Annotated in this window: 6 protein-coding genes; all 6 read right to left on the reverse strand. The window is 74.1% G+C overall.

Annotation, left to right across the window (positions count from 1 at the left end; translation table 11 throughout):
- Positions 1-145 precede the first annotated feature (145 nt).
- A complete protein-coding gene (locus AC07FY_RS24265; protein WP_479009551.1) occupies positions 146-12064 on the reverse strand; it encodes an SDR family NAD(P)-dependent oxidoreductase in 11919 nt (3972 codons plus the stop codon).
- Between the two features lie 86 nt (positions 12065-12150).
- Positions 12151-13788, reverse strand: coding sequence for a glycoside hydrolase family 1 protein (locus AC07FY_RS24270; protein WP_479009554.1), 1638 nt, complete (start codon positions 13786-13788; stop codon positions 12151-12153).
- Between the two features lie 210 nt (positions 13789-13998).
- Positions 13999-15183: a macrolide family glycosyltransferase gene (locus tag AC07FY_RS24275; RefSeq protein WP_479009557.1), complete on the reverse strand. Its 1185-nt coding sequence runs from the start codon at positions 15181-15183 to the stop codon at positions 13999-14001.
- A gap of 125 nt (positions 15184-15308) precedes the next feature.
- A complete protein-coding gene (locus AC07FY_RS24280) occupies positions 15309-15821 on the reverse strand; it encodes a DinB family protein (RefSeq protein ID WP_479009560.1) in 513 nt (170 codons plus the stop codon).
- A 67-nt stretch (positions 15822-15888) separates the two neighbouring features.
- Complete coding sequence (locus tag AC07FY_RS24285; protein ID WP_479009563.1) at positions 15889-16452, reverse strand: antibiotic biosynthesis monooxygenase; 564 nt, start codon at positions 16450-16452, stop codon at positions 15889-15891.
- A gap of 7 nt (positions 16453-16459) precedes the next feature.
- Complete coding sequence (locus tag AC07FY_RS24290; RefSeq protein WP_479009566.1) at positions 16460-17755, reverse strand: cytochrome P450; 1296 nt, start codon at positions 17753-17755, stop codon at positions 16460-16462.
- Position 17756: the final 1 nt, after the last annotated feature.

The following is a 17756-nucleotide window of genomic DNA, read 5'->3' on the forward strand; positions in this document are numbered from 1 at the left end:
TCTCTGCGCGGCCACCGCGAGCTGATCCGGTCCCCGTGGACACAACACGGGTACCGGACCAGCCAATCGGCGAACACTTGAGCCCGGGTCAACGTGACCTGGTGTGCCCGGTGGCGAAGGCCGCGGAGGGGGCCGCCCGTCGGGGCTAGTCGAGGCCGAACCCCTCCGCGGCGAACAGGGCGTCGAGCTCGGCGTTGAGGTCCTCGACGGACCGTTCACCCGCGTCGGCATCGCCGTCCGCGGCTCCCTCGGCCCCGTCCTCGGCCCCGGCGTCCGCCCCGGTGGCCGTCCCGGCCTCCGCCCCGGCGTTCGTCCCGAAGGCGGTTTCGGCGTCCGTCCCGGAGGCCGGGAAGCCGAGGTCCGCGAGGGCGGCGGCCGCCACCGCGGTCCCGGCCGCCGCGGCCAGGACCGAGGCCGGCACCGAGGTCGCCGCCGTGGCCGGAGTCGGGGTCCGGGCCGGGGGCGGGGTCGCGGCCGGGAGGGCCAGGCGGCTGAGGATCAGCCGGGCGATGTGCTCGGGCGTCGGGTGGTCGAAGGCGAGGGTGGCGGGCAGCGGCACCCCGCTCTCCGCCGCCAGCCGCCGGCGCAGCTCCACCGCCATCAGGGAGTCCAGGCCGAGCCCCTTGAGCACCTCCTGCGGGGACAGCGAGCCGGTCGAGGTCAGGCCCAGTACGGCGGCCACCTCGCGCAGCACCAGTTCCGTCACCAGGTCGGTCCGCTGGTCCTCGGGCTCCGCCAGCAGCCGCTCGCGCAGACCGGCCGGGCCGGCTGATGCGGCGGAGGCCGGGGTCTCGGCCCGGCGCGGCCGGGTCCGTACGAGGGAGCGGAACAGGGCGGGCGCGGCCCGGCCCTGGTCCACCTCGGCCTGGGCGGCCCGCAGGTCGAGCCGCAGGGGGACGAAGTTGCCGGCCGGGCGGGCGAGTGCCGCGTCCAGCAGGTCCAGGCCGTGCTCGAAGCTGAGCGGGGCGATGCCCTGGCGGCGCATCCGGTCCAGTTCCGCCGTGCCGAGGTGGGAGGTCATGCCGACCCCGGCCTGGTGCCACAGACCCCAGGCGAGGCTGGTGACCGGGCGCCCCTCGGAGCGGCGGCGGACCGCGTACGCGTCGAGGCAGGCGTTGGCCGCGCCGTAGATGCCCTGGCCCGCGGTGCCGACGGTGCCGGCGGCGGAGGAGAAGAACACGAAGGCGGCGAGGTCCAGGCCCAGATCGGCGGTCACCTCGTCGAGGAGCACGGCGCCGGTCGTCTTGGGCCGCATCACATGAGCGAGCCGCTGTGCGTCCTGGCCGAGGAGTACACCGTCGTCCAGGACGCCCGCGAGGTGCAGGACGGCCGTCCAGGGCCGACCCTCCTCAGCCAGACCGAGCACCTTCTCCACGTCATCGCGACGACCGACATCACAGGCCTCTACCCGCACGCATTCCGCGCCTTCTTCCCTGAGCTGGTGTATGAGTTCCGCGGCTCCGGGCGCCTGCGCGCCGCGCCGTGAGGTGAGGACGAGGTGCCGGACGCCGTGTCGGCGGACCAGGTGGCGGGCCACCTCGCGGCCGAGCTCGCCGACACCGCCCGTGATCAGGACGGTGCCCTGCGGATCGAGGGTGCGCACCCCGCCGGAACCGGTGCCCGTGCCGGTGCCGGTGCCGGTGCCGGTGCCGGTCGCGGGTCCGGTGGGCCGGTCGGCCGCCACCAGGCGGGCCGCGAGCACCTGGTCGCCGCGCAGGGCGAGTTCCGGCTCGTCCACGTGGGCCAGGGCGGTCTCGACGGCCTCCGCGGTGCTGTCCCGGTCCAGGTCCAGCAGGCGCAGGCTCTGGCCCGGGTGTTCCGCGCGGGCGGATCTGACCAGGCCCCAGAGGGGTGCGTAGGCCAGTCCGTCGAGCAGGTCGCCCTCCACCGCGCCGATGCTGCCGCGGGTGGTGAAGACGAGTTCGCTGCCGGTGAGCCGCTCGTCGGCCAGCAGGGCCTGGAGCAGGGCGAGGGCGTACTCGCCGCCGCGGAACACGGCCTCGGACGCGCCCATAGCGGGGGCCCGCCCGGTCGTGTCCACGACGATCCTGGCCGGCGCGGGGACGCCTGCGTCCAGCCGGGCGGACAGGGCGTCGACGCCGGGCAGCGTCTCGGCGCCGAGCAGTGCGGCGAGCTCCCCGGTGCCGCCGAGTACGACGTCCGCCGTGCGGCGGCCGGTGGGCGTGGCGCTGGCCGGCAGGGGCTGGAAGGCCAGCCGGTGCAGGTCGCGGGAGGTGGTGGACCGGGCGGCGCGCAGCTGGTCGGCGGTGGCCCGCCGCAGGTGGAGCGCGCCGACGCGGACGACGGGCGAGCCGGCCGCGTCGGCGGCCCAGACCTGCACGGACTGGCCGTCGGCGGACCGTTCGACGTCGATGCGGACGCGGAGCTCGCCGCTGCCGGCCGCGAGCAGTTCGACGTCCGTCCACTCGAACGGCAGGAGCGCGCCCTCGGGTTCGTCCTCTCCGGCCGTCGCGCCCTTCATCACGTGCAGGGCGGTGTCGAGCAGGGCCGGGTGCACGTTGTACTCGGCGCCCGCGGCCGGGTCGGGGAGGCGGACGAGCCCGTAGGCCGTGCTGCCCTTGCGCCACAGTTCGGTCAGGCCGCGGAAGGCGGGGCCGTAGTCGATGCCCTGGGCGGCGAAGCGGTCGTAGAACCCGTCGAGGTCGACCCGGTCGGCGCCGGCGACCGGCCAGCCGCGGAGGTCGGCGAACCCGTCCGGGGCGCCGTGGCCGGCCGGGGCCGGGTCGAGCAGCAGCTCGCCGCTCGCGTGGCGGGTCCAGGTGCGGCCGGGGCCGTCGGGGCGGCTGTGCAGGGTGATCGGGCGGCGGCCGTCGCGCGGGGCGCCCACGGTGATCTGGAGGCGCACCGCGTCCTCGATCACCAGCGGCTCGGCAAGGGTCAGTTCGGCGATGCCGACGGCCCCCGCCTCGTGGGCCGCGGCCGTGGCCAGCTCGAGCAGACCGGTGCCGGGGACGATGACCGAGCCGAACACGGAGTGCTCGCGCAGCCACGGGTGGTCGGTGAGGGAGAGGCGGCCGGTGAAGACGTGGCCGTCGGCGTCGGCGAGTTCGAGGGCCGCGCCGAGCCAGGGGTGCCGGGAGGCTTCCAGGCCCAGGGAACCGGCGTCGCCGGCGGCCTGGGCGACGGGCAGCCAGAAGCGCTCGCGCTGGAAGGCGTACGAGGGCAGGGGGACCAGGTGGCCGGCGCCGAGGACGCGGTCCCAGTCGAGGTCGTGGCCCTGCACGTGGAGCAGGCCGAGGTTGCGCAGCAGCTGGGCGGGGGTGCCGTCGCGGCGGCTGAGCGAGCCGACGACGATGCCGCCGCGCTCCGCGCTGCCGTCGGTCAGCGGCATGGACAGGACCGGGTGCGCGGAGATCTCCACGAACACGCCGTGGCCGTCGTCCAGAAGCTGGTTCAGGGCTCGGTCGAATCGGACCGGCTCGCGCAGGTTGCGGCACCAGTAGCCGCCGTCCAGCGCCGTGCCGTCCGCTACCTGGCCGGTGACGGTGGAGTAGAAGGCGATGTCCGTACCAGACGGGATGATCCCCTCGAAGCCCTCCGCCAGGGACGGCAGCAACGGGTCCATCTGGGCGTTGTGGGAGGCGTAATCGACCTTGATCTTGCGGGCGTAGACGTTCTGCTCCGACAGCTCCGCGACGATGCGGACGATGGCGTCCGCCTGACCGGAGATCACGGTGGAACCGGCCGTGTTGACCGCCGCGATCGACAGGGCGTCGCCGTACGGGGCGATGAACTCCTCGACCTCCGCCACCGGGCGTTCGATCAGCGCCATACCGCCCTGACCCGCGCACGCGAGAACGGCCTGGGAGCGCTGAGCGACGATCTGCGAGCCCTGCTCCAAAGTCAGAGCACCGCTCACCACCGCCGCGACCACCTCACCCTGCGAATGGCCCACCACCGCCGACGGCTCGACACCCAGGGAACGCCAGACGGCGGAAAGACCGACACCCATCGCGAACAGGGCCGGCTGAACCACGTCCACCCGGTCGAACGGCGGATGATCACCCTCCTCCCCCGCCAGCACCTCACGCACCGACCACCCCGTGAACGGACGCAACGCCGCATCACACGCGTCGACCGTCTGCCGGAAGGTCTCGTTCTGCGCGAGCAGGGCACGGCCCATCCCGACCCACTGCGAACCCTGGCCGGGATAGACGAAGACGACCTTCCCGCGGCGCGCGGCCGAACCCGTCACCACCGCGTCGTGCGACGTGCCCTCCGACAACGCCCGCAACGCCTCCACCAGACCGGCCGCATCCGAGGCCACCACACTCGCCCGCGACGCGAAGTGCGAACGGTGCCGGGCAGCCGTCACCGCAACATCGCAGACCGGGACCTCGGGGTGCCGCGCGGCCCACTCCGCCCAGCGGGCCGCCTGCTCGCGCAGCGCGGCCTGGTCGCGGCCCGACACGGCCACCGGGTACGCGGAGGCGGCCGTGCCGGTCGGGACGGCGGCGGGCGGTGCGGCGGCCGGGGGCTCTTCGAGCACCACGTGGGCGTTCGTCCCGCTCAGTCCGAAGGAGGAGACGCCCGCCCGGCGCGGGCGCGACGGGTCCCGCTCCCACGGGGTGAGCGAGTCCACGACCCGGACGGGGAGTTCGTCCCAGGCGATGTTCGGGTTGCGCGGGGAGCTGTGCGCGGTCGCCGGGAGGGCGTCCTGCCGGAAGGAGGCGAGCATCTTGCAGACGCCCGCGACACCGGCCGCCGACTCCAGGTGGCCGATGACGCTCTTGGCGGTGCCCAGCCCGAGCTCGCGGCCCGGCGTGCGGCCTTCTCCGTAGACCGCGGCCAGTGCCTGCACCTCGATGGGGTCGCCCAGCGAGGTGCCTGTGCCGTGGCATTCGACGTAGTCGACGTCGGCGGGCGCCAGGCCGGCCGAGGCGAGGGCGGTGCGGATGACCTTCTGCTGCGAGGTGCCGTTGGGGGCGGTGATGCCGCTGCTGGCGCCGTCGTGGTTGATGGCGGTCGCCCGGATGACGCCGAGGACGGTGCGGTTCTGCGCCTGCGCGTCGGAGAGCCGCATGAGGGCCAGCACGCCGACGCCCTCGCCGCGGCCGTAGCCGTCGGCCTCGGCGGAGAAGGTCTTGCTGCGGCCGTCCGGGGCCAGGGCGTGCGAGCGGCTGAGCGCGATGAACGCGCCCGGGTCGGCGAGGACCTGCACCCCGCCGGCCAGGGCGAGTTCGCACTCGTCGCCGCGCAGGGCCTCGCACGCGAGGTGCAGGGCGACCAGGGAGGACGAGCAGGCGGTGTCCACGGACAGCGCCGGGCCCTGGAGGCCGAGGTGGTAGGAGAGGCGGCCGGCGTTGAAGCTGGGCAGGGTGCCGGTCAGGGTGTAGGTGTCGGGGGCGCCGCCTTGGCGGTACTTGCCGTACTCGCCGACGCCCGCGCCGACGAACACGCCCGTACGGGAGTCCCGCAGCTCGCGGGGCCGGATCCCGGCGTCCTCCAGGGAGGTCCAGGCCGCCTCGAGGAGCAGGCGGTGCTGGGGATCCATCGGCTCGGCCTCGCGCGGGCTGATGCCGAAGAAGGCGGCGTCGAAGCGGGACACGTCGTCGAGGAAGGAGGCGTGGCGGGCGTACGTGCGGCCCTCCGCGTCCGGGTCGGCGTCGTAGAAGGCGTCGATGTCGAAGCGGTCCGCCGGCACGGTGGTGACGGTGTCGCGGCCCTCGGCGAGGACGGTCCAGAGGCTGTCGAGGTCGTGGGCGCCGCCGGGCATGCGCAGGCCGACGCCGACGATGGCGAGCGGCTCGTCGCCGCGGGCGGGGCGGGAGTCCGCCGGCGCCACGGTGGTGGGCGCGGCGGGGGTCGCGGGGGCGAGTTTGGCGAGCAGCCACGCGGTGGCGGCGGTCAGGTCGGGGCAGTCGAAGGCCAGCGTCTTGGGGGTGGGGACACCGGTGCGCTTCTGGACGCCGGCGGCGAAGTCGATGGACATCATCGAGCCGAAGCCGAGGTCCTTGAAGCCGCGGTCCGGGTCGAGCGACTGCGGGTCCTTGACGCCGAGGACGGCGGCGGCCTCGGCGGCGAGTACGGCCGTGACGTGGGCCGCGCGGTCGGCCTCGGGCAGCGCCAGGACGCTGCTCAGGAACGGGTTCGCGGCGCCGCCCGTCTCGGGGGCGGCCGGGGCGGTACGGGCCTGCGCGATCTCGTCGAGGAAGTGGCGCGGGCGGGCTTCGCCGTAGCCGGCGGCCGCCTTCGGCCAGTCGATGTCGGCGACGACGAGGGAGCGGCCGGAGGTCAGGGCGCGGTCCAGGGCCGTCAGGGCGCGGTCCACGGCCATGGGGGCGAGTCCCGCGGCGCGCAGCTGGGCTTCGGCGGCGCCGTGCGTCATGCCGCCGTCCGCCCAGGGGCCCCAGGCGAGGCTGAGGGCGGGGACGCCGTCGGCGCGCAGGGTCTCGGCGAGGGCGTCGAGCGCGGCGTTGGCCATGGCGTAGTTGGCCTGGCCGAGGTTGCCGAGGACTCCGACGACGGAGGAGTACAGGACGAACGCGTCGAGGTCGTGGTCCCGGGTGAGCTCGGCCAGCAGGCGGGCGGCGGCGAGTTTGGGCGCCGCCGCGGTGGCCAGGGCCTCGGTGTCGAGGCGGTCCAGGAGGCGGTCGTCGAGGACGCCCGCGGTGTGGAAGACGGCGCGCAGCGGCGGCTGCTGTGCGTCGAGGCCGGCCAGGAGCCGCTGCGTCTGGTCGCGGTCGGTGAGGTCACAGGCGGCGAAGGTGACGCGGGCCCCGGCGGCTTCGAGGCGGGCGGTGAGTTCGGCGGCGCCGTCGGCCGAGGCGCCGCGCCGGGAGACGAGCACCAGGTGCTCGGCGCCGCGCTCGGCGAGCCACAGCGCGAGGTGGCCGGCGAGGGCGCCGCTGCCGCCGGTGACCAGGATCGTCCCGCGCGGGGTCCAGGGGGCGGCCGGGGGCACGGTGGCCGGGCGCAGTCGGCGCACATACGCGCCGGTGGGGCGCAGGGCGAGGTGCTCCTCGCCTCCGGCGGGTGCGGTGGGGCCGGCGGTGTTAACGGCGTTAACGCCGTTAACGCCGTTAACGGCGGTGGCACGGTTGACGGTTGCGGCGAGGCGCGGGGCCGCGGCCAGCGCCTGGGCGTCGTCGGCCGGGAGGTCGACGAGGCCGCCCCAGCGGGCGCCGTGCTCCAGGGCGACGACGTGGCCCAGACCCCAGGCGAGCGCCTGGTCGGGGCGGGGCGCCGGGTCGGCGGGGGCGGCGTGCACCGCGCCCTGGGTGACGAGCCACAGCGGGGCGCGGACGGCGGCGTCGCCGAGCGCCTGGACCAGGGCCAGCGTCCGGGCGGCGCCCGTGGTGGTGGCCGGATGGGCGGGGTGGGCGCCGGTCTCGGTGGGGGTGAGGGCGAGCACGCCGGACGGCTGCCGGTCGCCGAGCTCCGCGCCGAGCGCGGCCAGGGCGGCCCCGTACGCGGTGCGGTCGTCGTGGGCGGGCAGGAGGTGGACGGTCGCCCCGGCGGCGGTGAGCGCTGCGGCAACGGCGTCGACGAGTGCCCGGACCGTCACCGCCGAGGTGGCGGCCGTCGGAGCCGGTTCGCCGGGGGTGGCGAGGAGCCAGTGGCCCTGGATCCCGGGGGCCGGGGTCAGGGGGCGGGCCGGCTGCCAGGTCTGTTCGTACAGCCAGGAGCTGACGGTGTCGGCCTGGGTCCGGCGTTCGTGCCAGGCGGCCAGGTGAGGCAGCAGGGCGGCCACGGCGGTGCTGTCGGGGGCGCTGCCGCCGACGCCGAGGAGTTCGGCGACGCGCTCGGGCGCGCCGCTCCCGACGGCCTGCCACAGCGCGTCCTCCGCGGCGGACCGGTCGCCGCGGGGCCGGTCGGGGGCGTCGATCCAGTGGTGCTCGCGCTGGAAGGCGTACGTGGGCAGGTCGGTGACGGTGGCGGCGGTGCCCGCGAACACCTTGCACCAGTCGACGTGCTGGCCGCTGACGTGCAGCGCGCCGAGGGCCTGCACGAGGATGCGGGCCTCGTCGCTCTCGTCGGCACGCTGGGAGGCGATGAAGGGGACCTCGCGGCTCACGCAGCCCGCGCCCGTCGCGGACAGCACGGCGGCGGGCCCGCATTCGAGGTAGCGGGCGATGCCGGCCTGCTCCAGGGTGGCCATGGCGTCGAGGAAGCGGACGGGTTCGCGGACCTGGCGGACCCAGTACTCCGCGGAGCGCATGCCCTCGCCCGGTGCGAGGCCGGCGTCGGCCCACGCTCCGGTGACGGTGGAGACCAGCGGGATCCGCGGTGCGTCGAAGGCGCACTGCTGCGCGACGGCGCGGTAGGCGTCGAGCATCGCGTCCATGTGCGGGCTGTGGAAGGCGTGGGACACCTCCAGTCTGCGCGTGCGCCGGCCCTGGGCCGCGAAGCGGGCGATGACGGCGGTGACGGCGTCGGCGTCGCCGCTGACGACGGTCTGCGCGGGCCCGTTGAGCCCGCCGACGGCGATCCGGCCGGGTACGTCCGCGAGGACCTCCCGCACCTCGGCCTCGGACGCCTCGACGGAGGCCATGGCGCCGCCCGGCTCGCACGCCTGCATGAGGCGGCCCCGGGCAGCCACCAGGCGGGCCGCGTCGGCCAGGCCGAGCACGCCCGCCGCGTGCGCGGCCGCGACTTCTCCGACGGAGTGGCCGGCCAGGACGCGCGGCCGCACGCCCCAGGCCTCCCACTGCCGGAACAGGGCGACCTCGACGGCGAACAGGGCGGGCTGGGTGAACTCGGTCTCGTGCACGAGCGCGCCGTCGGCGCCGTCGGGGTCGGCGAACAGCACGGCGACGAGCGGGATCCGCAGGTGGCGGTCGAGCTCCGCGCACACGTCGTCGAAGGCCTGGCGGAAGGCGGGCAGGGCCCCGTACAGGGCGCGGCCCATGGCGAGGCGCTGGCTGCCCTGTCCGGTGAACAGCACCGCCAGGTCGCCCTCGCGGGCGGTGCCCTCGGTCAGGGCGTGGTGCGGTGCCCCCTGGGCCAGGGCGCGCAGGGCCTGCGCCGCCTCGTCGGCGGTGGTGGCGACGGCGACGGCCCGGTGCTCCAGGTGCGAGCGGCGGCCGGCGGCGGTGTACGCGGTGTCGAGCAGGGTGGCCGCGGAGGCGCCGGCCAGGTGGTCGGCGAGGGCGGCGGCGTTCGCGGCGAGGGCGGCGGCGCTCTTGCCGGAGACGGTCACGGCGACGGGCGCGGTGGGGGCGGGGCGCTGGGGGCGGCCGGTGACGGCGCCCCAGTCGACGTCGTAGCCCTCGCACCACAGGCGGACGGCGACGTCCTCCAGCGAGCGGCGGGCGGGGCGGTCGCGGCGGCCGGTGACCAGCACCGAGGAGGGTCCGGCGGCGGCCTTGGCCGTGTCCGGGCCGGCTTCGGCCAGTGCGGTCAGGGTGCGCTTGAGGGAGTGCCGGGCGACGGGGTGCGGGGCGATCTCGACGATCGCGAGGCCCCGTTCGTCGGCGAGGGCGGTGACGGCCTCGGCGATGAGCATGGGGGCGCACATGTTGCGGGCCCAGTAGGCGGCGTCCAGGGTGGTGCCGTCGGTGAAGCCGTTGGTGACGGTGGACCAGAAGGGGACGGCGGCCGGGGCGGTGCGCAGGGTGCCCAGCCGGCGTTCGAGTTCGGGGGCGAGCTCGGTGAGCTGCTCGCTGTGGGAGGCGTAGTCGATGTGGACGCGCTGGCAGCGCACCCCGGACTCGGTGAGTTCGCGTTCCACGGCGGCCACGGCGTCCAGCGGCCCGGACAGGGCGGTCTGGCCGGGGGCGAGGTGGCCGGCGAGGGAGATCCGGCCGGGGTGGCGGGCGACGAGTTCGTCGGCGCGCTCCAGCGGCAGTTCGCACAGCAGCAGGCCGCCCTGCCCGGCGGCGCGTTCGGCGATGAGCTGGGACCAAGTGCCGATGAGCCGGGCGCCTTCGGCCAGCGGCAGGGCGCCGGCGACGACGGCGGCGGCGACCTCGCCGATGCTCTGGCCGAAGACGGTGCACGGCTCCAGGCCCCAGGCTTCGAGGGTGCGGGCGAGGGAGACCTGCACGGCGAACAGGACGGGCTGGACGACGTCGGTGCGCTCCAGCCGGGAGGTGTCGGGTCCGGCGAGCAGTTCGTCGAGGACGGACCAGCCGGTGGTCGCGCGGATCGCGGTGTCGCAGGCGTCGAGGGCGGTGCGGAAGGCGGGTTCGGCGAGCAGGTCGCGGCCCATGCCGAGCCATTGGGAGCCGTGGCCGGAGAAGAAGAAGGCCAGGGAGGGGCGGCTGCCCGGGGTGCGCGGGGTGCGGGCGTCGAGCTGTTCGCGCAGGGTGTCGGCGAGCTCGTCCGCGTGGTCGACGGCGGCGACGACGCGCTGGGCGCCGGTGGCGCGGGCCAGGAGTTCGGGGGCGTACCAGCCGTGTCCGGCGCGGGCGCGGGCGGCCACGGCGTCGGCGGCCTCGCGCAGTTCCTCGTCGGTGTCGGCGGCGAGGGGGACGAGGTGGCGGCGGCGGTAGGGGGCCTCTTCGAGGGCGATGTGGGCGTTGGTGCCGCCGAAGCCGAAGCTGCTGACGCCCGCGTACCGGCGGCCGCGTCGCGGCCAGGGGCGGCGCTCGGCGACGACCTCGAGGCGTCCGGCCTCGAAGTCGATGTGCGGGTTCGGGGTGTCGAAGTGGAGGCTGGCGGGGAGTTCGCCGTGGTGCAGGGCCAGGGCGGTCTTCATCAGGCCGAGGACGCCGGCGGCGGGTTCCAGGTGGCCGAAGTTGGTCTTGGCGGAGCCGATGCGCAGGGGTTCCTCGCGGCCGTCGGCGAAGACGGTGCCCAGGGCCTCGGCTTCGATGGGGTCGCCGAGGAGGGTGCCGGTGCCGTGGGCTTCGACGTAGGAGACGTGCCGGGGGGCCACGGCGGCGTCCTGCCAGGCGGCGCGCAGGACCTCGGCCTGGGCGCGGGGATTGGGCGCGGTGAGGCCGTTGGAGGCTCCGTCGTTGTTGACGGCGCTGCCTCGGATGACGGCGTAGATCCGGTCGCCTTCGGCGAGGGCGTCGGACAGCCGGCGCAGGACGACGACGCCGCAGCCCTCGCCGCGTACGTAGCCGCCGGCGCCGGCGTCGAAGGCGCGGCACTGGCCGTCGGGGTTCATCCCGCCGAACTTGGTCATGGCGACGGTGGTGTGCGGGCTGAGCAGGACGTTGACGCCGCCCGCGAGGGCGAGGTCGGTCTCGCCGGAGCGCAGGCTCTGCACGGCGAGGTGGGTGGCGGTCAGGGAGGAGCTGCACGCGGTGGCGACGGCGAGGGCGGGGCCGTGCAGGCCGAGGGTGTAGGCGATGCGGGCCGGGATGATCGAGTTGTCCCAGCCGGTGGCGGAGTGGGTGTCGATGTCCTGCGCGTCGGCGCCGGTGGCCAGGTGGTACTCCTGCGCCATGGTGCCCATGAACACGCCGGTGCGGGTGCCTTCGAGGTCGCCGTGGACGATGCGGGCGTCCTCGATGGCGGCCCAGGCGCTTTCCAGGGCCATGCGCTGCTGGGGGTCCATCTGGCGGGCTTCGGCGGGTGAGATGCGGAACAGTTCGGCGTCGAAGCCGGCGACGTCGTCGAGGAAGCCGCCCCACCGGGTGGTCATCCGGCCCGGGGCGCGGGGGTCGGGGTCGAGCCACTCGTCGGCGTTCCAGCGTTCGCGCGGGACCTCGCGGACGGCGTCGACGCCGTCGAGGAGGCTCTGCCACAGGGCGTCGGGGGTCTCGATGCCGCCGGGCAGGCGGCAGCCGAGGCCGACGACGGCGATGGGTTCGCGCGCGTGCGCGCGACCGCGCGGGCGGGCGGCCGCGGCCTCAGGCGGCGCGGGGAGTTCGTCGCCGGCGAGGTGGCCGGCGAGGGCGGCCACGGTGGGGTACTTCCAGGCGGCCCAGGCGGGGACGGGGCGGCCGAGCCACGCGGCGGTGCTCTCCAGCATCGCGACGATCCCCACCGAGGTCATGCCCAGGTCGCGCAGGGAGCGGTTGTCGTCCACCGAGCCGGGGCCGATCTCGAGGAGTCCGGCGATCGTCTCGCGCAGCCGGGCGGCTATGTCCGCGGCGACGGGCACGGGTGCGGCAGCGCTGCCACTGTTCACCTGGGCGTTGCTCATCTGGGCATCCTTGGAGATCGTTGAACCGGGGCCTCGGCAGAAGGAGGGGGGCCGGCCGGGCGCGGGGCGCGCCCGGCCGTTAAGGGTCAGTCCCGGCGGCCGGTGACGGCCGGGGTGGAGGTGGCGGGCGGCGCGGCGGGTGCGTTGCCGGGCTCCGGGGTGAGGGGGCCGCTGCCGCCGTACTGGGCGCGCAGGGCGGGGCTCAGGTTCCGGGACCCGGCGATCTGGGCGTAGACGCCGACCGCTTCGGTCGGGGTGCGCTTCATGGTGGTGCGGTCGACGGCGTAGAGGCCGAAGCGCGGCTTGTAGCCGCCGAGCCACTCGAAGTTGTCCATCAGGCTCCAGTGGTAGTAGCCGCGGACGTCGACGCCTTCGGCGCGGGCCCGCTGGATCTGCTCCAGGGCGCGGACGATGAACTCGGCGCGGCGGGTGCCCGAGGCGGTGGCCAGGCCGGATTCGGAGACCAGCAGGGGCAGGCCCTTGTAGCGGCTGCTGAAGTCCTTCAGGACCGGGTAGAGGCCCTGCGGGTCCGACTCGTAGCCCATGTCGGGGATGAAGTAGGTCGGGTCCTTGAGCGGGAAGCAGGGCGGCGCGCCGCAGACGTCGACGTTGATGACGGGCAGGGTCGTCGGCCCGGGGGTGGTCGGGTCGGTGACGCCGGTGCGGTCGTAGAGCTGGATGCCGAGCCAGTCCAGGGTGTTCTTCCACTCGGGGCGCTGCTCGTCGGGCGTGCCGTCGTAGTTCGCGTCGAAGGTGCCGTTGCGCAGCGAGTCGAGGAAGTTCAGCTCGAAGAAGCGGCGGAAGCGGTCGCGGGCGGCGATGTCGCGGGGCTCGGTGCTGATCTTGCCGTCGCGGACGGCCTCGTACTGCTTGACGCTGGCGGTGAGGCCGACGGAGGCGCCCGGGTCCACCTTCTTGATCGCCTTGTACATGGCGGCGTGGGCGTCGATGTACGTGCGCACGGCCGGCGCGAACCTGGTGTCGAAGTGCGTGGGCAGGTTGGCCTTGCCGGGCGGGCCGGCGCCGAAGGCGTGCGAGAACATCATGTAGACGCCGGGCTCGTTGAGGGTCACCCAGTCGCGGACCCGGTCGCCGAACCGCTGGGCGAGCAGCGTGGAGTGGTCGGCCATCGCCTTGACGACGAGCGGCCCGCCCTGGGGGTGGTCCAGTCCGCAGAGGTTGCCGTCGGAGGGGCCGGCCGCGCAGGCGAGGTCCTCGGGGTTGTCCACCCACACCGGGTTGGCGAAGTGGTGGATGGTGACGACCGGGCGGATGCCGCGGGCGACGAGGGCGTCGATCACCCTGTTGTAGTGGGCGATGGCCTGCTCGTCGAGCTGGCCGCGGCGGGGCTCGATGCGCGCCCACTCGATGCCGAAGCGGTAGGAGTCCACCTTGAGGGCGGCGATGAGGTCGATGTCCTCGATGGCCAGGGTGTAGCCGTCGACTCCCTCGCCGACGGCGGGGCTCTTGCCCATGCCGCCTTCGGCGACGGGCTGGGTCCACTTGTACCAGTCGGTGTGGGTGTTCTGGTCCTCGATCTGGGTGGCGGAGCTGGAGACCCCGAACCGGAAGCTGCCCTTGCCGAACGGCGAGGAGAGCGAACCCGGCTGGGCGAACCGTGCCGGTCGCTGGGTCGGGGAGGTGGCCTCCTGGGCGGCCGCTGTGGGGGCCAGGAGTCCTGCGGTGAGGATCACCGCCGCAGCGGTCTGCAACAGTCGTTTCACGATGCCTTCCAGAGGGGGCCGAGGGCTGAGTCGTCCGCCCCCACCTTCGTGAGCCCGTCTCGAAGGCCGCTGGAGGCCCCGTACAGCCCGCACCCCCTCCCCCACCGTCCCGCAGCCCCCGCCCCGGGCCGTCGGCGCCCGGCGGAGCGGAAACGACCCGGCCCCCGGCCGTCGGGCCGGGGGCTGGGGCGGGGCGGGTGGGGTGGCGGGTCAGCCGGCGTTCTGCGTGAGGGACTTCTCGATGGCGTCGGCGGCCACGGCCGGGCCGTCGACCGTGCGCATGGCCTCGCCCATGCGCTCCACGCGGCCGGTGGTCCCGCTGTCGGCGGCCACGGCCGCGACGGCCTCGCGCAGGGTGTCGACGGTGGTGTCCTCCTTGGGGAGGTGGCGGCCCAGGCCCAGCTCGTCGACGCGCAGGGCGTTGGCCTTCTGCTCGTTCATCTGGGGGATGACGACCATCGGCACGCCGTTGTACAGGGACTCCATGACGCTGTTCATTCCGCCGTGGGTGACGAACAGCTTGGCGTGGCGCAGGACTTCGAGCTGCGGCACGTGGCGGCGCACGTCGAAGTTGGCGGGCAGCGGGCCGAGGTCGGCGGCGTCGATGTGGTCGCCGACGGCCATGACGACGTCCCACTCGCTGTCGCCGAACGCCGAGACGGCCGTGCGGAAGAACTCCGCCCAGCCGGTGGCGGCGGTGCCGAGCGAGATCAGCAGGACCGGGCGGTCCGCGGAAGCGGGCTCCCACGCGCCCTGGAAGGAGCGGTCGCCCAGGCAGGGCCCGGCGAAGACGAAGCGGTCGTCGAAGGTGTCGCCGTCGTAGTGGAAGTCGCGCGGCAGGAAGATGATGCCGAGCTTCTCGATGCCCTGGAAGAAGGCCATGGGGTCGGCCGGCAGGTTGAACTCGGGGAGCAGGCCGGCGAGCTTGCCGATCATCTCCATGACCTGCGGGTCGGAGTACTCGGCGAGCGGGAACTTCTCCTGGATGGAGAAGTGCTCGTTGGCTCCGTAGGTGGGGTAGAGCCGCACGAGCGGGATGTCGTGCTTGGCGCCGTAGAAGCGCGCACCCCACGCCATGAAGTCGTGGACGATGACGTCGGGGCGGTTCTTCTCGTAGAACGGGCCGACCTGCTCGATGAGGCCGGTCGCGTCGTCGAGGCAGCGCATTCCCTCGCCCGCGTTGGCCTCCTCCGTGTAAGGGGAGCGGTAGAACTCGCCGAATACGGAGTCGTAGCGGACGGCCTCGGCGCCGATCGCCTCTATTGCGGGGGCGAAATGGTCGGTGACCGTGCAGGTGACCCGATGCCCCCGCTTGACCAGTTCTTCGACGACTCCGAGTGTCGGATTCACGTGGCCGATGGCCGGGAAATTGAAGAACGCAATGTGCGAAGGCATGGAAACCCCTCTTCCTGGAACCGCTGTACGGGCGAACCGTGTGCCACGGTAGCAGCGGCTCCGGTATCCCGAATCCGCACGGATCCGGGATACCGGGGAATTTCGGCCAGCCTGCGGGGATGTGGCTAGAAAGGCACCGACTTGCCGAGCGCGACGCGCAGGCAGCCGATCTGGCCGCAGTGGTAGGCGTCGTGCATCTGGATGATCGACAGCGCCTTTCCGAGGTTCTTCAACCGGTCGTCGCCGAACGGCTCCAGCGGGGACTCGCCGTCGAGGTCCTCCGGGCGCAGGCCCGCCACGAAGGCCCGCATCCGGGCGTGGACCTGGCGGTAGAGCTCGATCATCTCCGCCAGCGAAGGGCCCCACGACCAGTCGTTGTTGTCGTTGCCCGCGTAGTGCCGGGAGAACTCCTCGGTGACCAGCGACTCGGTGCCCTGGTGCAGGGTGGAGAAGTAGTCGGTGGCGCAGATGAGGTGGCCGAGGAACCAGACCAGCGGCTTGTGCGGGGCGGGGGCCAGCCGCGCGGTCTCGTCGTCGAAGTCCTCGGCGAGTTCGAGCACCATGCCGTAGGCGAGGTCGAAGTGGTGCAGGAAATGGGTGGTGAGCGGCTGAGCCGGGGCGTCGGCGGTCACGGTCATGCGGTTGCTCCTCGTCATGTGGTTCTCGAGCGGGCCTCGAGGCATTCTCGAGCGGTCCTCGGCGGGGTCAGGCGGAACGGTCCCCGTCGTACGACTCGAACGCGCTCGGGCCGGGCGCCCGGACGGCGTCGAGTTTCGCCTTCGCGTCGTCGAAGGTCGGCAGTTCCAGGGTTTCCTCGGAAACCCAGTTCGCGCCTTCCCAGTCGTACATGAGCTCTTTCACCCGGCGGGCCGCCGCCATGTGCGGACCGGATTTCAGAAATCCCTTCAGCGCCTCTTCGTCTTCCCAGATGCTGAGACTCCGCGTGCTGTTGAAGTTCTTCTCGGATATCGCGAGCGTCACGGCCAGCAGACCGGGCCGTGTGTACAGCTCGGCGAGGATGGCCTCGTTCAGGGCGATGGCGGCGGGCTCGTGCCCGGGCTTGGGCCAGCCGACGGACGTGGCGACCAGGTGCCGTCCGCGCAGCGGCTCCTTCAGCCGGCCGGTCTCCGCGTCGACCGCGGGACCCACCCACGGCGCGACCACGTTGAGGTCGGACTCGTCCCCCGCCGCGAATTCACGCAGACTGGCCGGCACCTTCCGCGGCGGCTCCGGCTGCGGCTGTGCCTGCGGGCTCGGGTTCTCGGACATGGGTGGTTCACCGTTCCTTGCGTCGTACGACAAGCCGCTTGATCTCAGCGGCCTGGAGGTGGAGCACACCGAACTCGGGCTCGCGCTCGATTTCCAGCTCCGTGAGCAGCGGCAGCACGGCGCGCAGCACGGCCCGCAGCTCCAGTCGGGCCAGGTGGTGGCCCAGGCAGACGTGCTCGCCGTGTCCGCCGAACGCGATCTGCTCGCGCGCGTCGCGGGTGACGTCGAAGCGGTGGGGGTCCGCGAAGACCACCTCGTCGCGGTTGCCCGCCGGATACCACATCGAGACGGTCTCGCCCTTGCGGATGGGCGTGCCGCCGATCTCGGTGTCCTGGGTGGCGGTGCGCACGAAGTTCACCGCGATCGATGTCCAGCGCAGGATCTCCTCGACGGCTCCGTCGATCAGCGACGGGTCCTCGATGAGCTTCTGCACCTGGTCGGGGTGTTCCAGGAGAGCCTGGATGCCGCCGGTCGTGGCGTTGCGGGTGGTGCCGATGCCCGCGACCAGCAGGTTGAAGATGGTGTAGAGGATCTCGTGGAAGGACAGTGCCTCGCCGTCGATCCGCGCCCGGGCCAGCCGGCTGAGGACGTCGGTGCCGGTGCCGTCGATGTCGGCCATGCGCTGCTGGACCAGGCCCGCGACGTAGCCGTTGAGGGCGCCCATGTTCCGGGCGAAGGCGGCCTCGGCGTCCTCGCCGTCGCGCTGGTTGTCCGGGTCGCCGGGAGCCGTGGTGCCCTCGGTCCACTCGAAGATGTCGTCCCAGTCCTTCAGGGGCGCCCCGACCAGTTCGCAGATCGCCGCGACGGGCAGCCGCGCGGACAGGCTCTTGGCCACGTCCGCGCTGCCGTTGTCGTCGAGGAGGCGGGCGAACGCCTGCGCGTACTCACCCGCGAGCTCGTGGAACCGCTCCTCCAGCTCCTTGATCGCCTTGGGCGTGAAGCAGGGCGCCATGACCTGGCGCAGGTGGCGGTGGCGCGGCGCGTCCATGTACGACAGGGCCGGCGGCATGTCCGGGGCGTGCCCGAACATCTCGGCCCGCGCCTCCAGCTGCGCCTCGAACATCTCCACGGCCTCGGGGGTGTCGAGGGTGACGCGCTGGGCGCTGGAGAAGAGCTTGGGGTTGCGCGAGACGTAGGCGATGTCCTCGTGCCGGGTCAGCACCCAGAACGGCTCGAAGCCGGGGCGCCGGTACCAGAACACCGGCTGCTCGCGGCGGAGCAGGTCGAACTCGGCATGGGGGTAGCCGCCGTTCGCGGCGTACGCGGTCTCATCGGTGATGTCGAGCGTGTCGGGCGTGAGCATG

The sequence above is a fragment of the Streptomyces sp. NPDC045967 genome (genome assembly GCF_056430495.1).

Coding starts and splice junctions, on each gene's coding strand:
- AC07FY_RS24265 (WP_479009551.1), bottom strand. CDS start 12,064: ATGAGCAACGCCCAGGTGAACAGTGGCAGCGCTGCCGCACCCGTGCCC.
- AC07FY_RS24275 (WP_479009557.1), bottom strand. CDS start 15,183: ATGCCTTCGCACATTGCGTTCTTCAATTTCCCGGCCATCGGCCACGTG.
- AC07FY_RS24280 (WP_479009560.1), bottom strand. CDS start 15,821: ATGACCGTGACCGCCGACGCCCCGGCTCAGCCGCTCACCACCCATTTC.
- AC07FY_RS24285 (WP_479009563.1), bottom strand. CDS start 16,452: ATGTCCGAGAACCCGAGCCCGCAGGCACAGCCGCAGCCGGAGCCGCCG.
- AC07FY_RS24290 (WP_479009566.1), bottom strand. CDS start 17,755: ATGCTCACGCCCGACACGCTCGACATCACCGATGAGACCGCGTACGCC.